The sequence below is a fragment of the Xanthomonas sp. PPL134 genome (assembly GCF_040595915.1).
Lineage (GTDB): Bacteria > Pseudomonadota > Gammaproteobacteria > Xanthomonadales > Xanthomonadaceae > Xanthomonas_A > Xanthomonas_A indica.
Map to the genome: position 1 here is coordinate 1 of NZ_JAMDLL010000007.1, position 19,070 is coordinate 19,070.

13 protein-coding genes, 1 pseudogene and 1 riboswitch are annotated in these 19,070 nt (G+C 70.9%); of the genes and pseudogenes, 4 read left to right on the plus strand and 10 right to left on the minus strand.

The window, feature by feature from the left end; genetic code table 11:
• Positions 1 to 99: 99 nt before the first annotated feature.
• The 3 genes from M3U25_RS13515 to M3U25_RS13525 all read right to left on the minus strand — a co-directional run bounded on the left by M3U25_RS13515 (position 100) and on the right by M3U25_RS13525 (position 5,311).
• Complete coding sequence (locus M3U25_RS13515; protein WP_355502068.1) at positions 100 to 1,317, minus strand: histidine-type phosphatase; 1,218 nt, start codon at positions 1,315 to 1,317, stop codon at positions 100 to 102.
• A 44-nt stretch (positions 1,318 to 1,361) separates the two neighbouring features.
• Positions 1,362 to 2,375, minus strand: coding sequence for a Ca2+-dependent phosphoinositide-specific phospholipase C (locus M3U25_RS13520; RefSeq protein WP_355502044.1), 1,014 nt, complete (start codon positions 2,373 to 2,375; stop codon positions 1,362 to 1,364).
• Positions 2,376 to 2,524: 149 nt separating this feature from the next.
• The gene (locus M3U25_RS13525) at positions 2,525 to 5,311 is read right to left on the minus strand and encodes a TonB-dependent receptor (RefSeq protein ID WP_355502041.1); all 2,787 of its coding nucleotides are present in this window, start codon (positions 5,309 to 5,311) and stop codon (positions 2,525 to 2,527) included.
• On the opposite strand from M3U25_RS13525, the gene M3U25_RS13530 reads away from it, so the two are divergent.
• Positions 5,310 to 5,489 (plus strand): hypothetical protein, encoded by a 180-nt coding sequence (locus M3U25_RS13530; RefSeq protein ID WP_355502038.1) that lies wholly within the window; start codon positions 5,310 to 5,312, stop codon positions 5,487 to 5,489. The genes M3U25_RS13525 and M3U25_RS13530 overlap by 2 nt on opposite strands.
• 178 nt (positions 5,490 to 5,667) lie before the next feature.
• Here M3U25_RS13530 and M3U25_RS13535 read toward each other — a convergent pair whose 3' ends face one another.
• The 5 genes from M3U25_RS13535 to M3U25_RS13555 form a co-directional block, all read right to left on the minus strand.
• Positions 5,668 to 7,602: an alpha/beta fold hydrolase gene (locus tag M3U25_RS13535; RefSeq protein ID WP_355502065.1), complete on the minus strand. Its 1,935-nt coding sequence runs from the start codon at positions 7,600 to 7,602 to the stop codon at positions 5,668 to 5,670.
• A gap of 2 nt (positions 7,603 to 7,604) precedes the next feature.
• Positions 7,605 to 8,585 carry a DUF4105 domain-containing protein gene (locus M3U25_RS13540; protein ID WP_355502062.1) on the minus strand — a complete coding sequence of 327 codons (981 nt, stop codon included), beginning with the start codon at positions 8,583 to 8,585 and terminating at the stop codon, positions 7,605 to 7,607.
• A gap of 59 nt (positions 8,586 to 8,644) precedes the next feature.
• The gene (locus M3U25_RS13545) at positions 8,645 to 9,220 is read right to left on the minus strand and encodes a helix-turn-helix domain-containing protein (RefSeq protein WP_355502035.1); all 576 of its coding nucleotides are present in this window, start codon (positions 9,218 to 9,220) and stop codon (positions 8,645 to 8,647) included.
• Between the two features lie 82 nt (positions 9,221 to 9,302).
• Entirely contained in the window at positions 9,303 to 12,017 is a 2,715-nt protein-coding gene (gene ppc / locus M3U25_RS13550) for a phosphoenolpyruvate carboxylase (RefSeq protein WP_355502032.1), read from the minus strand.
• Positions 12,018 to 12,180: 163 nt separating this feature from the next.
• The gene (locus M3U25_RS13555; RefSeq protein ID WP_355502029.1) at positions 12,181 to 14,742 is read right to left on the minus strand and encodes a prolyl oligopeptidase family serine peptidase; all 2,562 of its coding nucleotides are present in this window, start codon (positions 14,740 to 14,742) and stop codon (positions 12,181 to 12,183) included.
• 131 nt (positions 14,743 to 14,873) lie between these two features.
• Positions 14,874 to 14,974: riboswitch (S-adenosyl-L-homocysteine riboswitch) on the plus strand.
• A gap of 33 nt (positions 14,975 to 15,007) precedes the next feature.
• Between M3U25_RS13555 and ahcY the strand changes: the two genes are divergently transcribed.
• Together ahcY and M3U25_RS13565 are read left to right on the plus strand one after the other, a co-directional pair.
• Positions 15,008 to 16,453 (plus strand): adenosylhomocysteinase, encoded by a 1,446-nt coding sequence (gene ahcY, locus M3U25_RS13560; RefSeq protein ID WP_355502026.1) that lies wholly within the window; start codon positions 15,008 to 15,010, stop codon positions 16,451 to 16,453.
• Between the two features lie 225 nt (positions 16,454 to 16,678).
• Positions 16,679 to 16,777 (plus strand): annotated as a pseudogene (locus M3U25_RS13565) (type II toxin-antitoxin system RelE/ParE family toxin); the annotation flags it as partial.
• Between the two features lie 16 nt (positions 16,778 to 16,793).
• Here M3U25_RS13565 and M3U25_RS13570 read toward each other — a convergent pair.
• The gene (locus tag M3U25_RS13570; RefSeq protein WP_355502023.1) at positions 16,794 to 16,925 is read right to left on the minus strand and encodes a hypothetical protein; all 132 of its coding nucleotides are present in this window, start codon (positions 16,923 to 16,925) and stop codon (positions 16,794 to 16,796) included.
• Positions 16,926 to 17,065: 140 nt separating this feature from the next.
• Between M3U25_RS13570 and M3U25_RS13575 the strand changes: the two genes are divergently transcribed.
• On the plus strand, positions 17,066 to 17,833 hold the full coding sequence (locus tag M3U25_RS13575) for a TonB family protein (RefSeq protein ID WP_355502020.1): 768 nt from the start codon (positions 17,066 to 17,068) through the stop codon (positions 17,831 to 17,833).
• A gap of 80 nt (positions 17,834 to 17,913) precedes the next feature.
• On the opposite strand, the gene M3U25_RS13580 is transcribed toward M3U25_RS13575, so the two are convergent.
• Positions 17,914 to 19,068, minus strand: coding sequence for a cytochrome c peroxidase (locus M3U25_RS13580; protein ID WP_242160686.1), 1,155 nt, complete (start codon positions 19,066 to 19,068; stop codon positions 17,914 to 17,916).
• Between the last annotated feature and the right edge of the window lie 2 nt (positions 19,069 to 19,070).

Genomic DNA, 19,070 nt, shown 5'->3' on the forward strand with positions numbered 1-19,070 from the left:
GGCTTCAGCCGCGACGGGCATTCCCGGGAAAGCCCGTCGCGGCTGAAGCCGCTCCTACGACGAGCAAAAGAGCAAAAGAGCAGAGGGCGTCGAGCCGGCTCAGCCGCGCCGCTGCAGCGCCGCCTGCAGCAACGACTGGAACTTCGGCAGCGGGCACAGCCCGGTCGCCGGATCGCTGCAACCGGGAATCTGCAGGGTCTGCAGCAGCGGCGGGTGGCGCAGGCTCAACGGGGTCAGCGCGCGCAACTGGTCCAGCGACTGCGCCTGGTAGCGCACGCGCACATAGCGCTGACCATCGCGCGGATCGCGCACCTGCTCCACCACCAGGGCGCCGCCCGGGGGCGCGTCGTCGCGGCCGAAGCCGGGCAACTGGAAGTGCAGGTCGAGCAGGCCGCTGAGTGCGGCGATGTGGGTGTCGCTGGCGACCAACACGCTCAGCCGCGGCGCGTCGGCCGCGCCCAGGGTGTCCAGCAGGCGGTGCGCCAGCGGCGCGCCCGCACGCGCGGCCATGTACTGCGGACGCGCGTAGATCTCGAACAGCAAGGCATGCAGACGCGACACCGCGGCGATCCGCGCCGGGGTCGCGCGGCCCCAGCCGACCTGGTCCAGCGGCATGCCCTCGGCGTATTGCAGGATGAACACCTCGGCCGTGCCCGAGGTCAGGTCCAGCGGCCCATGCAAGGCCAGGCTGCGCCCGTTCGTGCCAGGGGTCAGCGACGAGGGCATGTGCACGAAATCGCAGCGCTGCGCGCAGCCGAGGATCTGCTGCATGGTGCGCAGTTCGCGCGCATACGGCGCCAGCACCGCGCCCGGGCCGCCGGTCTGGCGCTGGATCGAGGCCACCGCCGCGGCGGCATCGAAGTCCACCGCGCCGGCTTCCACCGGGCGGAACAGCGGATCGTCGCTGCCCTCGGCCTGGTGGCCGGCCTGCAGATGGCAGCCCGGCGCCAGCGTGTCGGCGAGCACCTGCGCGCTGACGATGGTGCGCTGGTCGGTGTTGGCATAAATGCTGACCGCGCCGTCGGCCGGGCAGCCCTGCGCCGGCAGCACGCCATCGCGCAGCAGCCATTGCCGGGTGTAGTCGCCGCTGCGCGCCACTGCGGTGCGGCCGTGTGCGGTGAGCAGGCTCGGCGGCGTGTCCCACACCGGCCAGGGTTGCGGCGCCAGCGCGGCGGCCGCGGCCTCGCCCGGCAGCGGCGCGCGCACGCCGTGACGGAACAGCATCCACACCTTTTCCACCTGCAGCGCGGGCGCGGCCTTGGGCGCGGGCCGCGCCTGCGCCCCCAGCGTCGCCACCACCAGCACGACCCACACCATCCAACGCAAGCTTGTCTTCATCGTCATCCCCAAAATGGAAAGTCTCACGGCGCCGTCGCGCCGCACGCGGCGGTGACGCGGTCGCAGCGCAGGCCCGTGCTGATGCCGAGCCAGTAGCCCAGCCGCTGCGGATCCGGCGCGCCGGCGTAGTAATCGGTGCTGATCCATTGCGCGCCAGCGTCCAACGCCGCCTGCGCGCGGCGGCCGTCGTGCGCGCGCGCCTCGCGGCCGTCGGCATCGGCGCGGGTGCGCACCACGAACCCCTGCGCGACCAGCGCGCGGATCCGCGGCGCCTCGGCCAGCGGATCCTCGATCGACAGCACCGCGGCTTCCGGCTGGTCCGGCGCATACCAGCCGAACATCACGCGTCCACGCAGCGATGGATGCGCCTGTCGATACAGCGCTTCGTGCCGCGGATTGCCGTCGAGCACGAACAGCAGGCGGCCGCGCGCCTGCGCCACGCGCGGCCAGGCATGCGCCAGCACCGCGTCGCGCAGGCTCGGCGCATCGCCGCGCACGTCGTCGGGCACGATCAGGCGCGCGCGCCCGATCACCTCGGCGATGTCGCGGTCCAGCGCGTCCAGGGCGTTGGCGTCGAAGGCGGAACGGTGCGGCCACAGGCCCGGCACCGGATCGAAATCCACCGCATTGACCAGCACCACCAGCGGCGCATGCCGCGGGTGCGCGCGCGACCAAGCGGCGAGGATCGCCAGGCAGTCGCGGAAGCGCAGGCAATGGCTGGCGTAGTCCAGGCCCGGCTGGTGCAGGACCTTGGCGCCCGGTGCGCGCATGCTCGCGCGGGTCGCCGCATCTGCGCGCGCATACGGCGCGGCGTACAGGCCGCCGTGCGGATCGGCGGCCACGTCGAGTTCGAGTTGCCGCAGCCCCAGCGCGAGTTGGGCCTGCAGCGAAGGATGGCCATAGGCCAGTGCCGGCCATTCGGCGGCGGCGTGCGCCTGCAGGCGCCGCCGCTCCTGCGCGGTCGGCACCGGTCGATAGCTGTTGTGCGAACCGAGCAGTTGCACCTGGTCCAGGCGCAAGCCGTCGACCGGCCGCATGGTCGGCGCGTCCGCCGCACGGGCGGACGCCGGCAGGCCCGCCAGCATCAGGCAGGCGAGCAGGACCGCGAGGCCAACAACGCCCCACCTGCCGCGCGACACAGGGCCGCGCAGCAGGTGGCGACGTCCAGCGTGCGCCAGCACCCGGTTCAGAACGTGTACTTCACGTTCAGCAGCGCGGTGCGGCCGGCATCGACGATGTCGGAGATCGCGGTGCTGTTGCGGCCCACGTGCGCCCAGTAGCTCAGGCGGTTGGTGAGGTTGGCCACCGACAGGTCGGCGCGCAGGTGCTCGTTGAAGGTGTAGCCCACGTGCAGGTCCACGCGCGTGATCGGCTTGACCCACAGGTCGTCCCAGGTCGCGCCGCGGTTGTAGTAGTCGTACACCGAGACGTATTCGCCGGAGTAGTGGTAGGCCAGGTTCACCGACAGCGGGCCCTTCTCGTAGAACACCTCGGCGTTGGCCATCAGGTCCGGGGCGTTCTGGATGCGCTCGTCGTGGAAGCCGTCCATGCCCAGGTCGACGCGGGTGGTCTGGCGGGTGACGTTGGCGCCGATGCCGAAGCCGTCCAGCGGCGCCGGCATGCCCTGCAGGGTCTGCCGCACCGCGGCTTCGACGCCGAGCACCTTGCCGTCGCCGCCGTTCTGCGGACGCACGTAGCGCATGTTGCCGGCGCCGGCGCTGCTGCCGGCATTGGCCGGATCCGAGCCGCTCTCGTAGATGTAGTCGGTCAGGCGCTTGTAGTAGCCGGCCAGCATGGCGTGGCCGCCATGGCCGTTGTCCCACTCGCCGGACAGGTCCACGTTGAGCGACTTGATCGGTTTCAGGTCCGGGTTGCCCTCGGTGATGACCGTGGTGCCGTCGCTGGAGACGTCGTAGTTGGCGCCGCCGCCGAGCTGCACCAGCGCCGGCCGGGTGTAGCTGGTCCACACCGAGGCGCGGTACACCGCGTTGCCGTCGCCCGGGCGGTAGTTCAGGAACACGCTCGGCAGCGGCACGTCGTAGCGGGTGCGGTTGCTGCTGAAGAAGCCGGGCAGCTCGTTGCCGTTGGCGTCTTCGGGCATGGTCCAGAAGGTGTTGCGGATGCGCGTGTGCTCGAAGCGCACGCCCGGGATCACTTCCAGGTCGCCGGTGCGGAAGGTGGCCATCGCATACGCCGAGGTCACCGCCTCGTCGCCGCGCATGGTCGCGCAGTTCTGGTTGTTGATCGCCAGGCTGCCGCAGGTGTCGAAGCTGGCCGCGGTCAGGTGCTGGGCGATCATCGCCTTCAGCCCGCCGTTGCTGAGCTTGACCGTCGGCCATGCGTACTTGCCCGGGTACACCGCATCGTACTGCCCGACCACCAGGCCGGTATCGCGCAGCAGGGTGCCGTCGGTGAACTTGCTGTTGGTCCAGTCGCGCGAGGTGAAGTCGCGGGAACTGTCGACGTACTTCACGCCGAACTGGACGTTGCTCAGCGCGCCCTGGTCGAAGTCGTAGCGCACGTCGAACTTGGCGCCGCCCTTGGTCTGGCCGCTGTAGGACTTGGTCAACTGGCCGTAGCGGCGCGCATACAGGCTGCCGATGTCGCTGGCCTGGGCCTGGATCGCCGGGGTCAGCAGCGGCTTGGGGAAGCCGTCGCTGTCGTAGCCGGAGAAGGTGCTGGCGCCGCCGTACGGGAACTGGGTGGACGCGTACTGGTCTACCCGCGCGGAGATTTCCACGTGGTCCGGGCGATCGTTGTCGCCGTAGCTGTAGAACAGGTTCGGCGACAGCGTCCAGTTGCCCAACTGCTTGTCGGCGCCGAACTGGAAGGTGGCCAGGTCCGCCACTTCCGGGTTGGTCTCGTACCAGTAGCGCACCGCCGCGCGGTTGATCTGCGGCTGGTACACGCCGGTGGTGCCGATCTGCGCCAGGCTGACGTTGGCCGGCACCAGCTGGGTGTAGCCGGTGTTCTGCTCGGTCTTGGCGTAGGCATAGGTGGCGCGCGCGTACAGCTGCAGGCTCGGGTCGACGTGCCAGTCGAAGGACACGTTGCCGCCGTAGCGCTTGGTGTCGCCCGCGGAGTAGCCGATGTTGGCGCCGGTGGCCATCAGCAGGTCCTGCGGATCGTAGCCGGGCGCCGGCTGGCCGCTGGCGGTGGTGCGCGAGAAGTACTTCTTGCCCCAGTCGCCGCGCGAGGCCGCGGCATTGGCCACCTCGCTGTTCACGTAGTGGCGCTCGTCGTAGTACGCGCTGGTGTACACGCCGAACTGGTTGTCGGCGCCGAACTTGGCGTGGAACTCGCCGGCCGCGCCCTTGCCCAGGCCGTCGTCGCCGTAATCGCGCGCACGGCTTTCCATGCGCCCGCTGGCGGTGACGCTGCCGCCCATCGCTTCGCTGTAGTCGAAGCCGCTGGGGGTGCGGTAGTCGATGGTGCCGCCGATCGCGTCGCCGTCCATCGCCGCGGTGGAGGTCTTGTTCAACACGATGGTCTGCAGGCCCGACGGCGGCAGCAGGCTCAACTGCACGCTGCGGCTGTAGGGCAGGCCCTGGGCGACGTTGACGCCGTTGATCAGGTTGACGTTGTACTCGGCGTTGAGGCCGCGCACGGAGGCGAACATGCCCTCGCCGCGCGCGGCGCCGTCGACGCCGCCGAAGTACGACTGCCCGGTGTTGACCACGTTGACGCCCGGCAGCAGGCCCAGCGCCTCGGCGATGTTGTGCACGGCGGTGTACTTCAGGTCCTCGGCCGACAGCACGTTGGCCGTGTTGGTCGCCGCCATCTGCATGTCCGCGGCGTTGTAGCGGGTGACGGCGACGGTGATCTTGTCCAGGGTCTTGGCGCTGGCGTCGGACGCGGGGTTCTGCGTCTCCTGCGCATCCTGCGCCTGGGCCAAGGCCATCGGCGCGACACCGAGCAACGCTGCGGCGATCGCCCGTGACAGGCGTTTGGGAAGATGGATCGAGTGCGACATGAAGAATCCGAACGTAGGCGCGGCCAACGGAAACGTTCCGCAGGCCGGGCATGGAGGAGGGAGAGAGGCCGTGATCGTGATCACGGCGGCGCGCATTGTTCGGGTTGGCGGCTGCAATTTCGTGACAACGATGTCATCCGAAACCATCGGCCGAGGATCCGACACGTTTGCTGCGTAATTCGGCACAACCACAGGGACGCACGCACGCGGCGATGCGCGCCTAGCGCGGCGGACGATGCGATGCGTTGGGCTTGCGCGATGCGCAGCGAGGCGATCGCCCGCGCTGCGCGGCGGCTCCTCCCGCTGGGCACGGCGCGCCACGGCGCAGGCGCGCGCAGCCGCCCGTCGCGGGCGGGTCAGTGCGAGGGCGCGGCGGCGTCGACCTGCAACTGCGCGTGCAGGATGCGGCGGATCTCCAGGATCGCCTGCGGCGTCTCCTGCACGCTGTGGCCTGAGGTAACGACCAGCTCGGAGGCCGCGCCGGGCAGATGCGCGCTGCGGTACGGCACCAGTCCGTCGTCGGAGTCGGCCAGCGGCACCGCCGGATCGCGGCGAGCGATGATGGTGTGGTAGCGCACGCCCGTCGCGATCGGCAGATCCGCCACCGCGCGCACGAACGGATCGGTGTCGCGCAGGTTGTCGATGCTGTTGGGCACGCGGATCGGCATGCCATCGGGGCCGTCGATGCCCTGCAGCACGGTATTGAGGCGGTCGAGCAGCGCCACCGGCAGGCGCACCAGGCGCGCGGCCAGGCGCCCCAGGCGGCCCTCGGCGAAGGAAGTACCGCGCTGCGGCGCAGCGATGAAGATCACCCGGTCCACTTGCGGCAGCGGCGCGAAGCGCAACAGCGGCTGCAACTGCGCCAGCGCCTGCGGATCCAGCGGGCGCCGGTCGGCGCGCGTGCCGATCAGGTCGTTCCACAGCGTGTCGCCGGAGTCGCTGACCAACAATCGCCCGATCACCCCGCCCATGCTGTGGCCGATCAGCACCATGTGCTGCGAGGCCGGCGCCTGCCCCTGCGGATCGAAATGGCGCAGGGTCTGCCGCAACAGCGCATCGATCTGCGCACGATTCCAGGCGATCGGCATGTTGGTCGGGTAGTAGACCTGCCAGATCTGGTAACGACGGCGCAGTTGCTCGTCGCCCATCAGTTCGTTGGCGACGTTGACCCAGGCCTCGGGACTGCTGGCCAGCCCGTGCAGCATCAGGATGATGCGCCGGTCCGGATCGTACGGCTGCATCAGGTACAGGTGCGGCTGGTCCAGCCCGTGCTGGCGCCCGAGCATCGAACGCAGGGATTGCCGGGCGAACCCGGCGCGCGCCAGCCACAGGCCGTAGGCCGCGGTGAAGTTGGCCGCCAGCGGCAGGCGCTGGCCATGCACCTCGACCTCGCCGTCGCGGTACGGGTCGTAGGGCGCCACCACCACGCTGCGGGTGTCCAGCACCTGCGCCAGGCTGTCGCCGTCGAAGCGCAGCAGCACCGTGGTCGGCGCATACGGCATCTCGCTGAAGCCGCTGGCGTGCGCAAGGGCCGCCGCGGACGCGGTCGGATCGCCGACCTTGGACGGGGCGATCTCCGCGACCAGCTCGGCGCCGAAGCCGTCGCGCCGGTAGGTGCTGCGCAGGCCATCGAAGCGCAACGTCGACGCCGGCAGCATCGTGTCCGGCCGCGCCACGCCGCCCGGCAGGCGGAAGCTGCCCATGTCCGCCCGCACCTGCCAACCGGCCGCGCGCAGGGTGTCGTCGTCGTGCAGTTCGCCGCTGGCGCTGCCGGCCCGCCAGCGCAGGAACAGCTCGCCGACCACCTGCTGCACCGCGTAGTTGTAGTAGTCGCGCACCTGGGTCTGCCGGTCCTCGAAGGCGCGCGCGCTGGCCGGCCGCTGGGTGTAGAACAGATACGCGTACGCGTAGCGTGCCGCTTCCAGCCAGGCCTGCAGCGCCGCATCGTCCTGCGCCTGGCCCTGGCGCGAGGTGCGCGCGTTGGCCGCATGCACCCACAGCTCCGACAGCGTCGCCAGCCGCCGCTCCTGGTCCAGCCCCTGCAGTGCACGCAACTGCGTGGCGCAGGCCGGGATGTCCGCCTCGCAGGTCTTGGGATCGAGCGCGAGCACGCGCAGCGTCTCCAGGCTGGCGTCGCTGAGCCTGCCGGTGCTGAGCACGTCGCCGCACTGGGTGGCGATGTAGTAGGCGGCGCTGCGCGACTGCACGCTGACCATCGCGCAGCCGGCGCCGAGCAGCAGTGCGGCAGCCAGCAGCGCGGCGCCCGCGCACCGCGCGAGACGTGCGCGCAGGGTCATGGCGTGACCATGGGATCGTCGCCGGGAATGCCGGCGCGGATGCGCGTGGAGAAGTCGGCGCCAGCGCCGGCCGCGCGTGCGCGCTCGCCGATGCGGCCGCGCGCGCGCAGCGTGGCCAGGCTGTAGCCGGGCACGAAGCCGTGCTGCGCGTAGACGTAGGACGGCAGGTAGCCGGACAGCAGCAGGCGATAGTCCAGCGGCAGCGCAGGATCGAGCTTGCGCGCCAGTTCAAACACGATGGTGGTGCAATTGCTGGTGGCGGTGTTGTAGAAGCGCGGCGTGCGCTGCAGTTGTTGCGCCTGTGCCACGTAGCCCAGGAATAGCTGGCGCAGTTGTGCGCGCGAGAGATTGAGTCGGTACAGGTACACGTCCTCGCCGCGCACGTTGCTGCGCACCGCCAGGATGTCGCGCTCGTCGGCGGCCACCATCACCTGTTCGAAATTGCGGAAGAACCCGGCCAGCGCCGAAAACGCTTCGCCGCGCTCCTTGCGGATCTCCAGCGAGAACACCACCCGGCGGCCGTCGTCGAAGCCGAACGAGACCAGGGTGTGGGCGATCGCCGGCCCCATCCAGTACGACAGCGCCAGGTCCGCCGAGGCGAGTTGCTCCAGGTCGTAGCGCCGGGTCTCCCAGCGCGGGGTGTAGTCGTGGTCGCTGCGCCAGGCGAAGTTGCGCACGTTGTGCAAGGTCACCACCTGCCCGTCCACCTGCGGCTGCAGCAACTGCGCGACATCGTCGGCCCACTCGCGGTTCTGCTGCGGCTGCAGCATCGACCAGCCCACCACCATGCCCGCACAGCCGAGCGCGAACAGCAGCGGCAGCACGCGGTACTCGCGCGGATGGCGAAGGCCCCACAGCGCCGCGGCGCCCAGCGCGGCCCACAGCAGTGCCGAGCCGTAGCGCACCACGGCACCGGTATGTGGCAGATAGGCCAGAAACAACGCGCCCCACAGGCTGGCGACCAGCACCGCCAGCATCGCCACGACGCGCGCCAGCCGCCACGGCCAGGCGCGTCGGCGCGCGGCGCTGTCGGCGCTCACAAGCCCGCCGCCGCCGCGGGCGTGGCCAGGGCGTGACACAGCAGGCGGCAACCGCGTTGCGCCAGCGCCTTGCGTTCGGCCTCGTCGCTGCCGCGCTGGCAGGCGCCAAGCATGTCCATCGCCAGGGCCAGGTCCTGCTCGCCCAGGTCCGCGCGGCACAGGCCGGCGCCGATCGCACGCTGCAGGAACGGCAGCAGGATCGCCATCGCCCGCGTATGCGCCGCGGCGATCATCGGATGCTCGCGCGGCATCGACCGCCAATAGTCGGCCAGCGGCGCCGACATCGCGATGTGTTCGGCGACGTCGTACATCAGCAGGAACAGCCCGTCCGGCCGCGCACCGATCTCGCGCGCGCAGCCCTCCAGGCCGTCCAGGCCACGATCCAGCAGCGCCGCGATCAGTGCGGTGCGGTCGGCGAAATGGCGGTACAGGGTCGCGCGGCCCAGTCCGGCGCGCTCGACCACCAGTTCCAGCGGCGCCAGCACGCCGTGCTCGCAGAACACCTCGTCGGCGGCGTCCAGCAACAGGCGGCGGCGGTGGGCGGTATCGGCTCGCATCTCCATGCGCGGCATTATCGGACGATTTTGTCCGCTTGCAAGCGAATGGCGACGGGCGGCCGCTGGCAGCGGCCGGCGGCGCCTTGATGCACCAGCCTCAGCCGGTGTTCTGCACGCCCTGGGCGACGCCGTTGACGCAGGCCACCAGCGCCCGCAGCAGGTCCTCGTCCTCGCCCTCGGTGGCGCGCCAGCGCTGCAGCAGATCCACCTGCAGCACGCTGATCGGGTCGATGTAGGGATTGCGCAGGCGGATCGACAAGGCCAGGCGCGGATCGTGCTGCAGCAGCGAGGCCTGCCCGGTCAATGACTTCACCCAGCCCTTGGTCAGCGCCAGTTCGTCGCGGATGCGCGGGAAGAAGCGCGCGTGCAGCGGCCCGGACAGGCGCGAGAACATCTCGGCGATGTTGAGGTCGCCCTTGGACAGGACCATGGCGATGTCGTCGAGGAAGGTGCGGAAGAACGGCCAGTCGGCGGCCATCGCGCGCAGCGCGTCCTCGTGGCCGGCGTCCACCGCCGCCTGCAGGCCGCTGCCCACGCCGTACCAGCCCGGGATCACCGCGCGCGCCTGGCTCCAGGCGAACACCCAGGGGATCGCACGCAGGTTGGATAGCGCCGCATCCTGGCCGAGACGGCGCGACGGCCGCGAGCCCAGGGTCATGCGCTCGATCACGTCGATCGGCGTGGCCAGGCGGAAATAGCGCATGAACTCGGCGTCGCCGACGAAGCCGCGGTACGCCTGGCTGCTGTGTTCGGCGACCAGGTCCATCACCGGCCGCCAGCCGGCCTCGCGCGCGTCGGCCGCACGCGGGCGCAGGCTCGACAGCAGCACCGCGCCGGTCATCTGTTCCAGCGAGCGCAGCGCCAGCGCGCGGATGCCGTACTTGCGATGGATCACCTCGCCCTGCTCGGTCACGCGCAGGCGCCCGTCGACGCTGCCGCGCGGCGCCGCTTCCAGCGCACGCGTGGTCTTGCCGCCGCCGCGCACGATCGAGCCGCCGCGGCCATGGAAGAAGGTCAGGCGGATGCCCAGTTCGGCCGCCGCCTCCAGCAGTTCCACCTGCGCGCGCTGCAGGCCCCAGCGCGAGGCGGCGATGCCGCCGTCCTTGCCGCTGTCCGAATAGCCGAGCATCACCATCTGCACGTCGTCGCGCGCGGCCAGGTGGCGGCGGTAGACCGGATCGGCCAGCAGGTCGCGCAGGGTCGCGGTGCCGCCGCGCAGATCGTCCACGGTCTCGAACAACGGCACGATGTCCAGCGGCACCGCACCGTCGGCATCGACCAGGCCGCCGCGGCGCGCCAGCGCCAGCACGGTCAGCACGTCGGCACGGTCGTGCGCCATCGAGATGATGTAGCTGCCCAGCGCGTCGGCGCCGTGCCGCGCGCGCGCATCGGCGAGTGCGGCGAACACCGCGTCCAGCCGCGCATTGCCGTCGTCGTCGGCCGCCGGCAGGGTCTGCTCGCCGCCGGCATAGGGACCGAGCAGGTGCGCCCGCTCCTCCACGGTCCGCGCGTCCCAGTCCTGCGTGTCCAGCGCCGCGGCGACGGCACGCGCATGCACGCTGGACTCCTGGCGCACGTCCAGCCGCGCCAGGTGGAACCCGAAGCTGCGCACCCGCCACAGCAGGCGCCGCACCGCGAACCAACCGGCGTGCAGGCCCTTGTTGGCCTGCAGGCTGTCCAGGATCAACTGCAGGTCGCTTTCCAGTTCGGCCGGCGCGGCATAGGCACCGGGCGCATCGTCCAGGGTCGCCTGCAGCCGCGCACGCATCAGGTCGTTGAGCAGGCGGTAGGGCATGTCGCCATGGCGCGGGCGCGAGCGCGCCGCGGCCTCCGGCAACAGTTGCCGGTAACGCGCCAATTGCTCCAGCAGCGGCGCGCTCACCGCGACCAGGGTGGTCGACTGGCTAAGCAGGCTGGCCAGCTGCCACAGCTCCTTCAGATAGCGCTCCAGCACCGCGCGCCGCTGCGCGTCGAGGGTGGCGGTGATGGTGGCGGCATCGACGTTGGGGTTGCCGTCCATGTCGCCGCCGACCCAGGTACCGAAGCGCAGCAGCTGCGGCAGGGGCAGCGCCTGGCCGTAGGTCTGCTCGATGGCGTGCTCCAGGGTCTCGTACATCACCGGGATCACCCGATACAGCACCTGGGTCAGGTAGAAACCGACATGCTCGCGCTCGTCCTCCACGGTGGGCCGCACCGGCGAGGAATCGGCGGTCTGCCACGAGGCGGTCAGCGCCATGCGGAACCGCGCCGCGTCGGTCGCGCGCTCGCCCGGGGTGCGCAGGCCGTCGAGGTTGTCGACCAGGCTGGCCACCATCAACTGTTCCTTCTCCAGCAGCGCACGCCGCACCGCCTCGGTCGGGTGTGCGGTGAACACCGGCTCGACGTCGATGCGCGGCAGCCAGTCGCGCAGTTCCTCGATGCCGACGCCCTGCGCCTTGAGCCGGCGCAAGGCGTCGAGCAGGCCGTCCGGCTGCGGCGTGTCGGCGCTGCTGCGCTGGTAGTCGCGCCGGCGGCGGATGCGGTGCACGCGCTCGGCGATGTTGACCACCTGGAAATAGGTGCTGAAGGCGCGCACCAGCGCTTCGGCGTCGCGCGGTGCACGCCCGGCGAGTTGCTCGCTCAGCGAGGACAGCGGCGCGGCACGTTCGCGGCGCGCGATCGCGGTGGTGCGGATGCGTTCGATTTCGTCGAGAAACTGCGCAGACACCTGTTCGGCGAGCAGGTCGCCCACCAGGGCGCCGAGCCGGCGCACGTCGTCGCGTAAGGGAAGGTCGGGCGTGGCGAAGACGATGCTGCTGCGGGACTCGTTCATCGGGAAACGCATGGCTCGGCAGTGGGGGCGTCGCAAGCCTAACCGAAAAGGGAGCGCGTTCCCGTCGGCCATGGCGACGGTTTCAAAGCGAACCATTTGCCTTGCACGCCAGTCCCTGCCGCGCCCCGGCCGCGCGAACGCGCAGCCGGGGCGCAGGCACGGCTCAGGGCGACGCGGCGCCGGCCGCAGTCGTGCCCGGGCGTGGCGTGGACTTGGGCGTGGGCACCGGCCCCAGATAGGTGCGCAGCCAGCGCTCGCTCTCGGCCAGCATCTGCAGCACCGACTCGCGCGCACGGTAGGCATGCGCCTCGTTGGGCAGCATCACCAGCCGGGCGGTGCCGCCATTGCCCTTGATCGCCGCGTACATGCGCTCGCTCTGGATCGGGAAGGTGCCGGAGTTGTTGTCCTCGGCGCCGTGGATCAGCAGCAGCGGATCCTTGATCCGGTCGGCGTAGTTGAACGGCGACATCGCCTGGTACACCGGCTGCGCCTGCCAGTAGGTGCGCTCCTCGGACTGGAAGCCGAACGGGGTCAGCGAGCGGTTGTAGGCGCCGCTGCGGGCGATGCCAGCCTTGAACAGGCGCGTGTGCGCGAGCAGGTTGGCGGTCATGAAGGCGCCATACGAATGCCCGCCGATGGCGATGCGATCGCGATCGGCAACGCCGCGCCGCACCACCTCGTCCACCGCCGCCTGCGCATCGGCGACCAGTTGCTCGACGTAGGTGTCGTTGGGTTCGCGCGTGCCCTCGCCGACGATCGGCATCGACGGATCGTTGAGCACCGCATAGCCCAAGGCCAGGAACGCCTGCGGCCCCCAGTAACCGATCGCATTGAAACGGTACGGCGAATCGGTGACCTGGCTGGCGGCGTCGGCGGATTTGAACTCGCCCGGGTAGGCCCACATCAGCATCGGCAGCGGGCCGTCGTGCTTGGCGTCGTAGCCCGGCGGCAGCAGCAGGGTCGCGGTCAGTTCCACGCCGTCCTTGCGCCGGTAGCGGATCTGCTCCTTGTGCACGTCGCGCAACTGCGGCGTGGGATGGGTGAAGCGGGTCAGCGCCACCGGCGCCGCGTCCGCACCGTCGAGCCGATAGAAATTGCGCGGCTCCTGCGGCGTCTCGCAGGTGATCAGCAGGCGTTGGCCGCTGTCGTCGAGCAGCGCCTGTGGCACCGCGTAGTACGGTGCCTGCGACTGGAACAGGCGGGTGCTTTGCCGCGTGTCCAGATCGTAGCGATCCAGGAACGGCCGATCGCCCTGCGGCGAGGCGCCCTCGCCGCGCAGGAACAGGCTGTGGCCGTCGGCGGCGATCAGCAGGCGCGGGTTGCCGGCCGCATCGCGCTCGGTCACCGGCGTGCCCGGATCGGCATAGCGGTCCTCCTGCGAGCGCTGCACCAGCAGCTGCGGTGCCTGCGCGGGATGGTCCGGGGCCACGCGCCACTGCCTGGTCTGGCGCGTCTTCCACCAGAACTCGTCGATCAGGGCCAGATCGCCGCGGCCCCAGACAATGCCGGCGAAACGCGACTGCAGGCGCGCCAGCGTCACCGGCGGCGCCTTGAACGGCGCCGCCTGCATCAGCACCGCGTCGCGCACGGCCGCTTCGCGCGCCGGGTCGCCGCCGTCCTGGGCCTCGGCCCAGACCAGGGTGGCCGGCGCGTCGCTGCGCCAGTCGATGTCGCGCACGCCGGTGCGCACCGCATCGTTGCCGGTCGGCAGGCCTTCCACCAGCGGCAGCTGCGCCACCGTGTGCACCGGCTTGCCGGCGCGGTCGAGCACCTCGATGGTGCGCGGGAAGCCGCTGGCCGGCACCAGGTAGGAGAACGGCCGCTGTAGGCGCTGCGCCAGCAGATAACGGCCGTCCGGCGACGGCGCCAGCGACAGGTACAGGTTGGGGCTGGCGATGCGCTGCACCTGCCCGTCGACGTCGACCAGCGCCGGCTGCGCGCGTAGCTGGTCATCGAACTGGCGCGCATCGGCCTCGTTCTTCAGCAGGTCCTGGTAGGTGCGCAAGGCGGTGGCGCCGCCACCGGCGGTCTGTTGCACCGCCGGCCCGGTCGGCACCGCGTCGGACGGCGGCGCGGCGCCCTGCGCCTGCGCCTGCAGCTGCAGCAGCACCAGCAACTGGCGGCTGTCGGGCATCCACGCATAGCCCTCGCCGGACACCGTATTGAGCCGCTCGGCGACCCGCCGCGCCCGCAGCGCGGCGATGTCCACCACCCACAGTTCGTTGGCGCCGCTGCGCGCATCAACCCGATTGAAGGCCAGATGGCGCTGGTCCGGCGCCCAGGCCATGCCGGCGATCGACAGCGGCGACGGCAGGCCCTCGATCTGCAGCTCGCTGCCGTCGGCGATGCGCAGCAGCCACAGCTTGTCGCCGAAGGCGAAACGGCTTTGCGAGCGGGTACGCGGATGGATGCGCAGCCCGGCGAGCTTGAGTTCCGGCTGCGCGACCTGGGCGATGCCGGGCAGCGCGGGCAACTGCAGCATCGCCGCCAGATCGCGCCGCGGGCTCAACGACAGCTGCGGCGGCCGCGGCGCATCGACGATGGCCTGCAGCGGCGCCGACGGCAGTTGATAGCCGCTGTCGGACGGATCGGCGCTCACGGCAGCCGCCGCAGGTGCCGAGGCCGCGTTGGCGGCGGCGCTGCCGGCCGCGGCCAGGGCCGCGCACAGCAGGCTGAAGACCGGCCTGGCGACGCGGCGGCGCCCGCGCACTGTGATCTGGTTCATCTCTCCCCTCTCCTCGCATCGATCGAACCACCGACGGTAGCAGGGCCGGCGCCGGCCGCCCCCTGTCGATGGTTGGGCCTGATCGCGTGTTCAAGCGCCACACGCGGCAGCCGCTATAATCGGTTACCCCTTGCGCCGAGGGGCGCTGCGACCGGATCGAGACCGGATTTCCCGTCTCCAGACCCCGGCCAGGCTCGGCGCGAGGCTTGAGCGACAACGGCGCCCGGACTTCGCGAGTTTCTCGCCATTGACCGGAGCTTTATCGATGAACGCTGCACTCAAGCACTTTTCCACCGAGGGCGACTACAAGGTCGCCGACATTTCCCTGGCCGATTGGGGCCGCAAGGAACTGGACATCGCCGAGCACGAGATGCCGGGCCTGATGTCGATCCGCCGCCAGTACGCCACCGCCAAGCCGCTGGCCGGCGTGCGCGTCACCGGCTCGCTGCACATGACCATCCAGACCGCGGTGCTGATCGAGACGCTGAAGGACATCGGCGCCGACGTGCGCTGGGCCTCGTGCAACATCTTCTCCACCCAGGACCACGCCGCCGCGGCGATCGCCGCCACCGGCACCCCGGTGTTCGCCTGGAAGGGCGAGACGCTGGAGGAATACTGGGACTGCACCCTCGACGCACTGACCTTCACCCTGCCCGACGGCACCCAGACCGGCCCGGAACTGGTGGTGGACGACGGCGGCGACGTGACCCTGCTGATCCACAAGGGCTATGAGCTGGAGAACGGCTCCAAGTGGGTGGACGAACCGGCCTCCTCGCACGAGGAGCAGGTGATCAAGAACCTGCTCAAGCGCGTGGCGGTGGAGCGCCCGGGCTACTGGACCCGCGTGGTCAAGGACTGGAAGGGCGTCTCCGAAGAGACCACCACCGGCGTGCACCGCCTGTACCAGCTGGCCGAGGCCGGCACCCTGCTGATCCCGGCGATCAACGTCAACGACTCGGTGACCAAGAGCAAGTTCGACAACCTGTACGGCTGCCGCGAGTCGCTGGCCGACGGCCTCAAGCGCGCGATGGACGTGATGCTGGCCGGCAAGGTCGCGGTGGTGTGCGGCTACGGCGACGTCGGCAAGGGCTCGGCGCACAGCCTGCGCGCCTACGGTGCCCGCGTCATCGTCACCGAGATCGACCCGATCTGCGCGCTGCAGGCGGCGATGGAAGGCTTCGAGGTCAACACCGTCGAGGACACCCTCGGCCAGGCCGACATCTACGTCACCACCACCGGCAACAAGGACATCATCCGCATCGAGCACCTGACGCAGATGAAGGACCAGGCCATCGTCTGCAACATCGGCCACTTCGACAACGAGATCCAGGTCGAGGCGCTGTACAAGCTGCCGGGCGTGCAGAAGATCAACATCAAGCCGCAGGTGGACAAGTTCGTGCTGCCCAACGGCAACGCGATCTTCTTGCTGGCCGAAGGCCGCCTGGTCAACCTGGGCTGCGCCACCGGCCACCCCAGCTTCGTGATGTCCAACAGCTTCGCCAACCAGACCCTGGCGCAGATCGACCTGTGGCAGAACAAGGACAGCTACGAGAAGCAGGTGTATCGCCTGCCGAAGAAGCTGGACGAAGAAGTGGCGCGCCTGCACCTGGAGAAGATCGGCGTGAAGCTGACCAAGCTCACCGACGCGCAGGCCGCCTACCTCGGCGTGCCGATCGACGGCCCGTTCAAGCCGGAGCACTACCGCTACTGAGCCATCGGCAAGACATCGCCAGGCAGACAGGAACGGGCGCCGCGAGGCGCCCGTTTTTCGTGCGATCGGCGCTGCGCGCGCGTGGAGGAAAGGGAGCTGGAAATCGTACGGAGCGAAAAACCGCAGACATCGCCACCTTCCGCCAATCCTACTCCAAGCGGCCTTTTCCGGCCAGTTGGCCGACGCGTCTGTACAGCTAGGTCATCTGCACCACACCTGCGCTACGGGGACCTGGCGTTGTATCGCGATGTGGACGTGACCGATACGGTGATCGTGCTGGCCATCCGCGCACAGCGGGAGGCGGGCTATGCGCGCGACGCATAAAACACCAGCGGCGCGATCACGATCTTAGCCACCAGTTGGCGCCGGCCTCCGCAACGCTACGCTGCGCCGATCGCCCGCGATCCGGCAACACGCCTTCACCGCCGTCCTCCATCTCCAGCGCGTTGCGCGGCGGGGTGAACGGTGCCATCGGCAACGCGTTCTGCCCCGCACGGCCAACCTCACTGCCCTCACCAAGCCGACCGACGCCCAGCAACCCTCTCGCCCGCCTGCGGCGCATCCGCACCTGCGCTATCATTGGATGATAATCATTCGCATCAACACGCAGATATGGCGTTCGCCGCGGCCACCGTCCCTTCCCGCTCGACCTGGCGCCACGATGCCCTGCCGCGTGCGCTCGCGGCCGGCATCGCCATCGGCGCGCATCTGGCGCTGGCGTGGCTGCTGTTCGGCATCGCCACGGCGCCACCGCCGTTGCCGCCGCCACAGGAATCGGTGCGGATGCGCCTGACCCTGCTGCCGCCTGCGGCGCCGCCGATGCCGGTGGCGCCGAAGGAGGCGCCACAACCGCGCCCGGAACACGCGGCGGCGCCGCAGGCACGGCGACCGCCGGCCGTGCAGCCCCCGCCGGTGCAGCGCCCCACCGCGCGCCCATTGCCGGCATCGCCGCCGCTGCCGCAGCCTGCGGCCGATGCGCTGGCGCACCACCCCGGCACCGATCCCAGCGCCGCCACTGCCGATGCGCCGCAGGCGGTGGAGGCGGCAGCGCCGTCCCCGCCGCCGCTGCCGCCGGCGGCGCAGGCGGCCGGCACCAGCGACCCGAACTGGGAAGGCAAGGTGCTGGCGCGGCTGCACCAGTTCCGCCGCTACCCGCGGCAGGCGCGCAATCGCCGCCAGGAGGGCGTGGCCTACGTGCGTGCGCGGCTCGACCGGCAGGGCCGCGTGCTGTCGGCGACGATCCGCCACGGCAGCGGCTACGCCCTGCTCGACCAGGAGGCTCTGCAGACCTTCCTGCGCGCGCAGCCGCTGCCGCGCGCGCCGGACACGCTGCCGGACCCGGTCGAAGTCGACGTCCCGGTCGAATTCTTCCTGCGCTGAGCCGGCGCCGGTTTTGGCGCGCGGCAGAGCGGCCCCTGCGCAGGCGCAGCGCATGCCCGCGCGTGCGCAGCGGCGGCTGCCTACAAGGTATCCAGGAACGCGGTGATCGCCTCCAGCTCGCTCCGGTGCAGGTCCAGCGGTTGCAGCAACGGGTCCGGCTGCGGGAACAGCGGGTCGCCCAGCTGCGCCGGCCTGGGCTTGGGCCGCGGCATGCCGACGTTGTACAGGTTGACGATACCGCGCAAGTCGGCGAACCCGCCGTTGTGCATCCACGGCCCGGTCTTGCCGACACCGCGCAGCGAGGGCGTGCGGAACTTGCCGCTGTCGGCGGGATCGCCGGTGACCTCGTAGCGGCCCAGATCCTGCCGCGCGCGGCCGTAGAAATGCAGGCCCAGGTTGTGGAAGCCGTTGTCGGTCAGCGCCGGCCCGCTGTGGCAGTTCATGCAGCGCGCGTGGGTGCGGAACAGATGCAGCCCCCACACCTGCTGGTCGCTGAGCAGGTCGCGGCGCCCCTCCAGGAAGCGGTCGAAGCGGTTGGCGCGCGGGACCAGGCTGCGCTGGTACGCCGCCAGCGCCTGCGCGAGCTGCGGCGCGTCGATGCGCCGCGTCCCGAAGACGCGCTGGAACTGCGCCGGATAGTCCGCACTGCGGTTCAGCCGCCGCAACAGCGCGGCGATGTCGAAATCCATTTCCTTGCGATCGACGATGGGATGCAACGCCTGCTCTTCCAGGGTGCGCGCGCGTCCGTCCCAGAACAGCGGCTGCGCATAGGCCGCCATCGCCACGCTCATCGCGTTGCGCCGCCCGCGCTGGCGGGCGTTGCCGAACGGCACGCTGCGGCCGTCGCCCCAGCCCAGTTCGCGGTCGTGGCAACTGGCGCAGGCGATCTGCCCGGAGCGCGACAGGCGCGGGTCCTCGAACAGCATGCGGCCCAAGGCGATCTTGTCCGGCGTGCCGGGATTGTCCGGCGGCGCCGGGGCCGTCGCCGGCAGCGGCGCCAGCTCGCTCCACTGCGCGCCGTCGGCCACCTGCGGTGCCGGCCACTGCGCGATCGGCTGGGCATACACCCGGCGCAGGCAGGCATAGTCGATCGTCGCTGCGCTCGCCGCGATGCGGGTGCGGCACTGCGCCAACGCCGCATCGGCCTCTGCCGCGGCGGCCGCAGGCGCGGGCGGGACCGCCTGCGGCGCTGCCGCCAGCCCGGCCAGCAGCAGCGCGAGGCAATACCGCCGCACGC

Excerpts from the sequence above, each read along its gene's own strand:
- M3U25_RS13515 (WP_355502068.1), bottom strand. The coding sequence starts at position 1,317 with ATGGTGTGGGTCGTGCTGGTGGTGGCGACGCTGGGGGCGCAGGCGCGG.
- M3U25_RS13520 (WP_355502044.1), bottom strand. The coding sequence starts at position 2,375 with ATGCGGCCGGTCGACGGCTTGCGCCTGGACCAGGTGCAACTGCTCGGT.
- M3U25_RS13530 (WP_355502038.1), top strand. The coding sequence starts at position 5,310 with ATGAAGAATCCGAACGTAGGCGCGGCCAACGGAAACGTTCCGCAGGCC.
- M3U25_RS13525 (WP_355502041.1), bottom strand. The coding sequence starts at position 5,311 with ATGTCGCACTCGATCCATCTTCCCAAACGCCTGTCACGGGCGATCGCC.
- M3U25_RS13540 (WP_355502062.1), bottom strand. The coding sequence starts at position 8,585 with ATGCTGGCGGTGCTGGTCGCCAGCCTGTGGGGCGCGTTGTTTCTGGCC.
- M3U25_RS13545 (WP_355502035.1), bottom strand. The coding sequence starts at position 9,220 with ATGCCGCGCATGGAGATGCGAGCCGATACCGCCCACCGCCGCCGCCTG.
- ppc (WP_355502032.1), bottom strand. The coding sequence starts at position 12,017 with ATGAACGAGTCCCGCAGCAGCATCGTCTTCGCCACGCCCGACCTTCCC.
- M3U25_RS13555 (WP_355502029.1), bottom strand. The coding sequence starts at position 14,742 with ATGAACCAGATCACAGTGCGCGGGCGCCGCCGCGTCGCCAGGCCGGTC.
- ahcY (WP_355502026.1), top strand. The coding sequence starts at position 15,008 with ATGAACGCTGCACTCAAGCACTTTTCCACCGAGGGCGACTACAAGGTC.
- M3U25_RS13570 (WP_355502023.1), bottom strand. The coding sequence starts at position 16,925 with ATGGCACCGTTCACCCCGCCGCGCAACGCGCTGGAGATGGAGGACGGC.
- M3U25_RS13575 (WP_355502020.1), top strand. The coding sequence starts at position 17,066 with ATGGCGTTCGCCGCGGCCACCGTCCCTTCCCGCTCGACCTGGCGCCAC.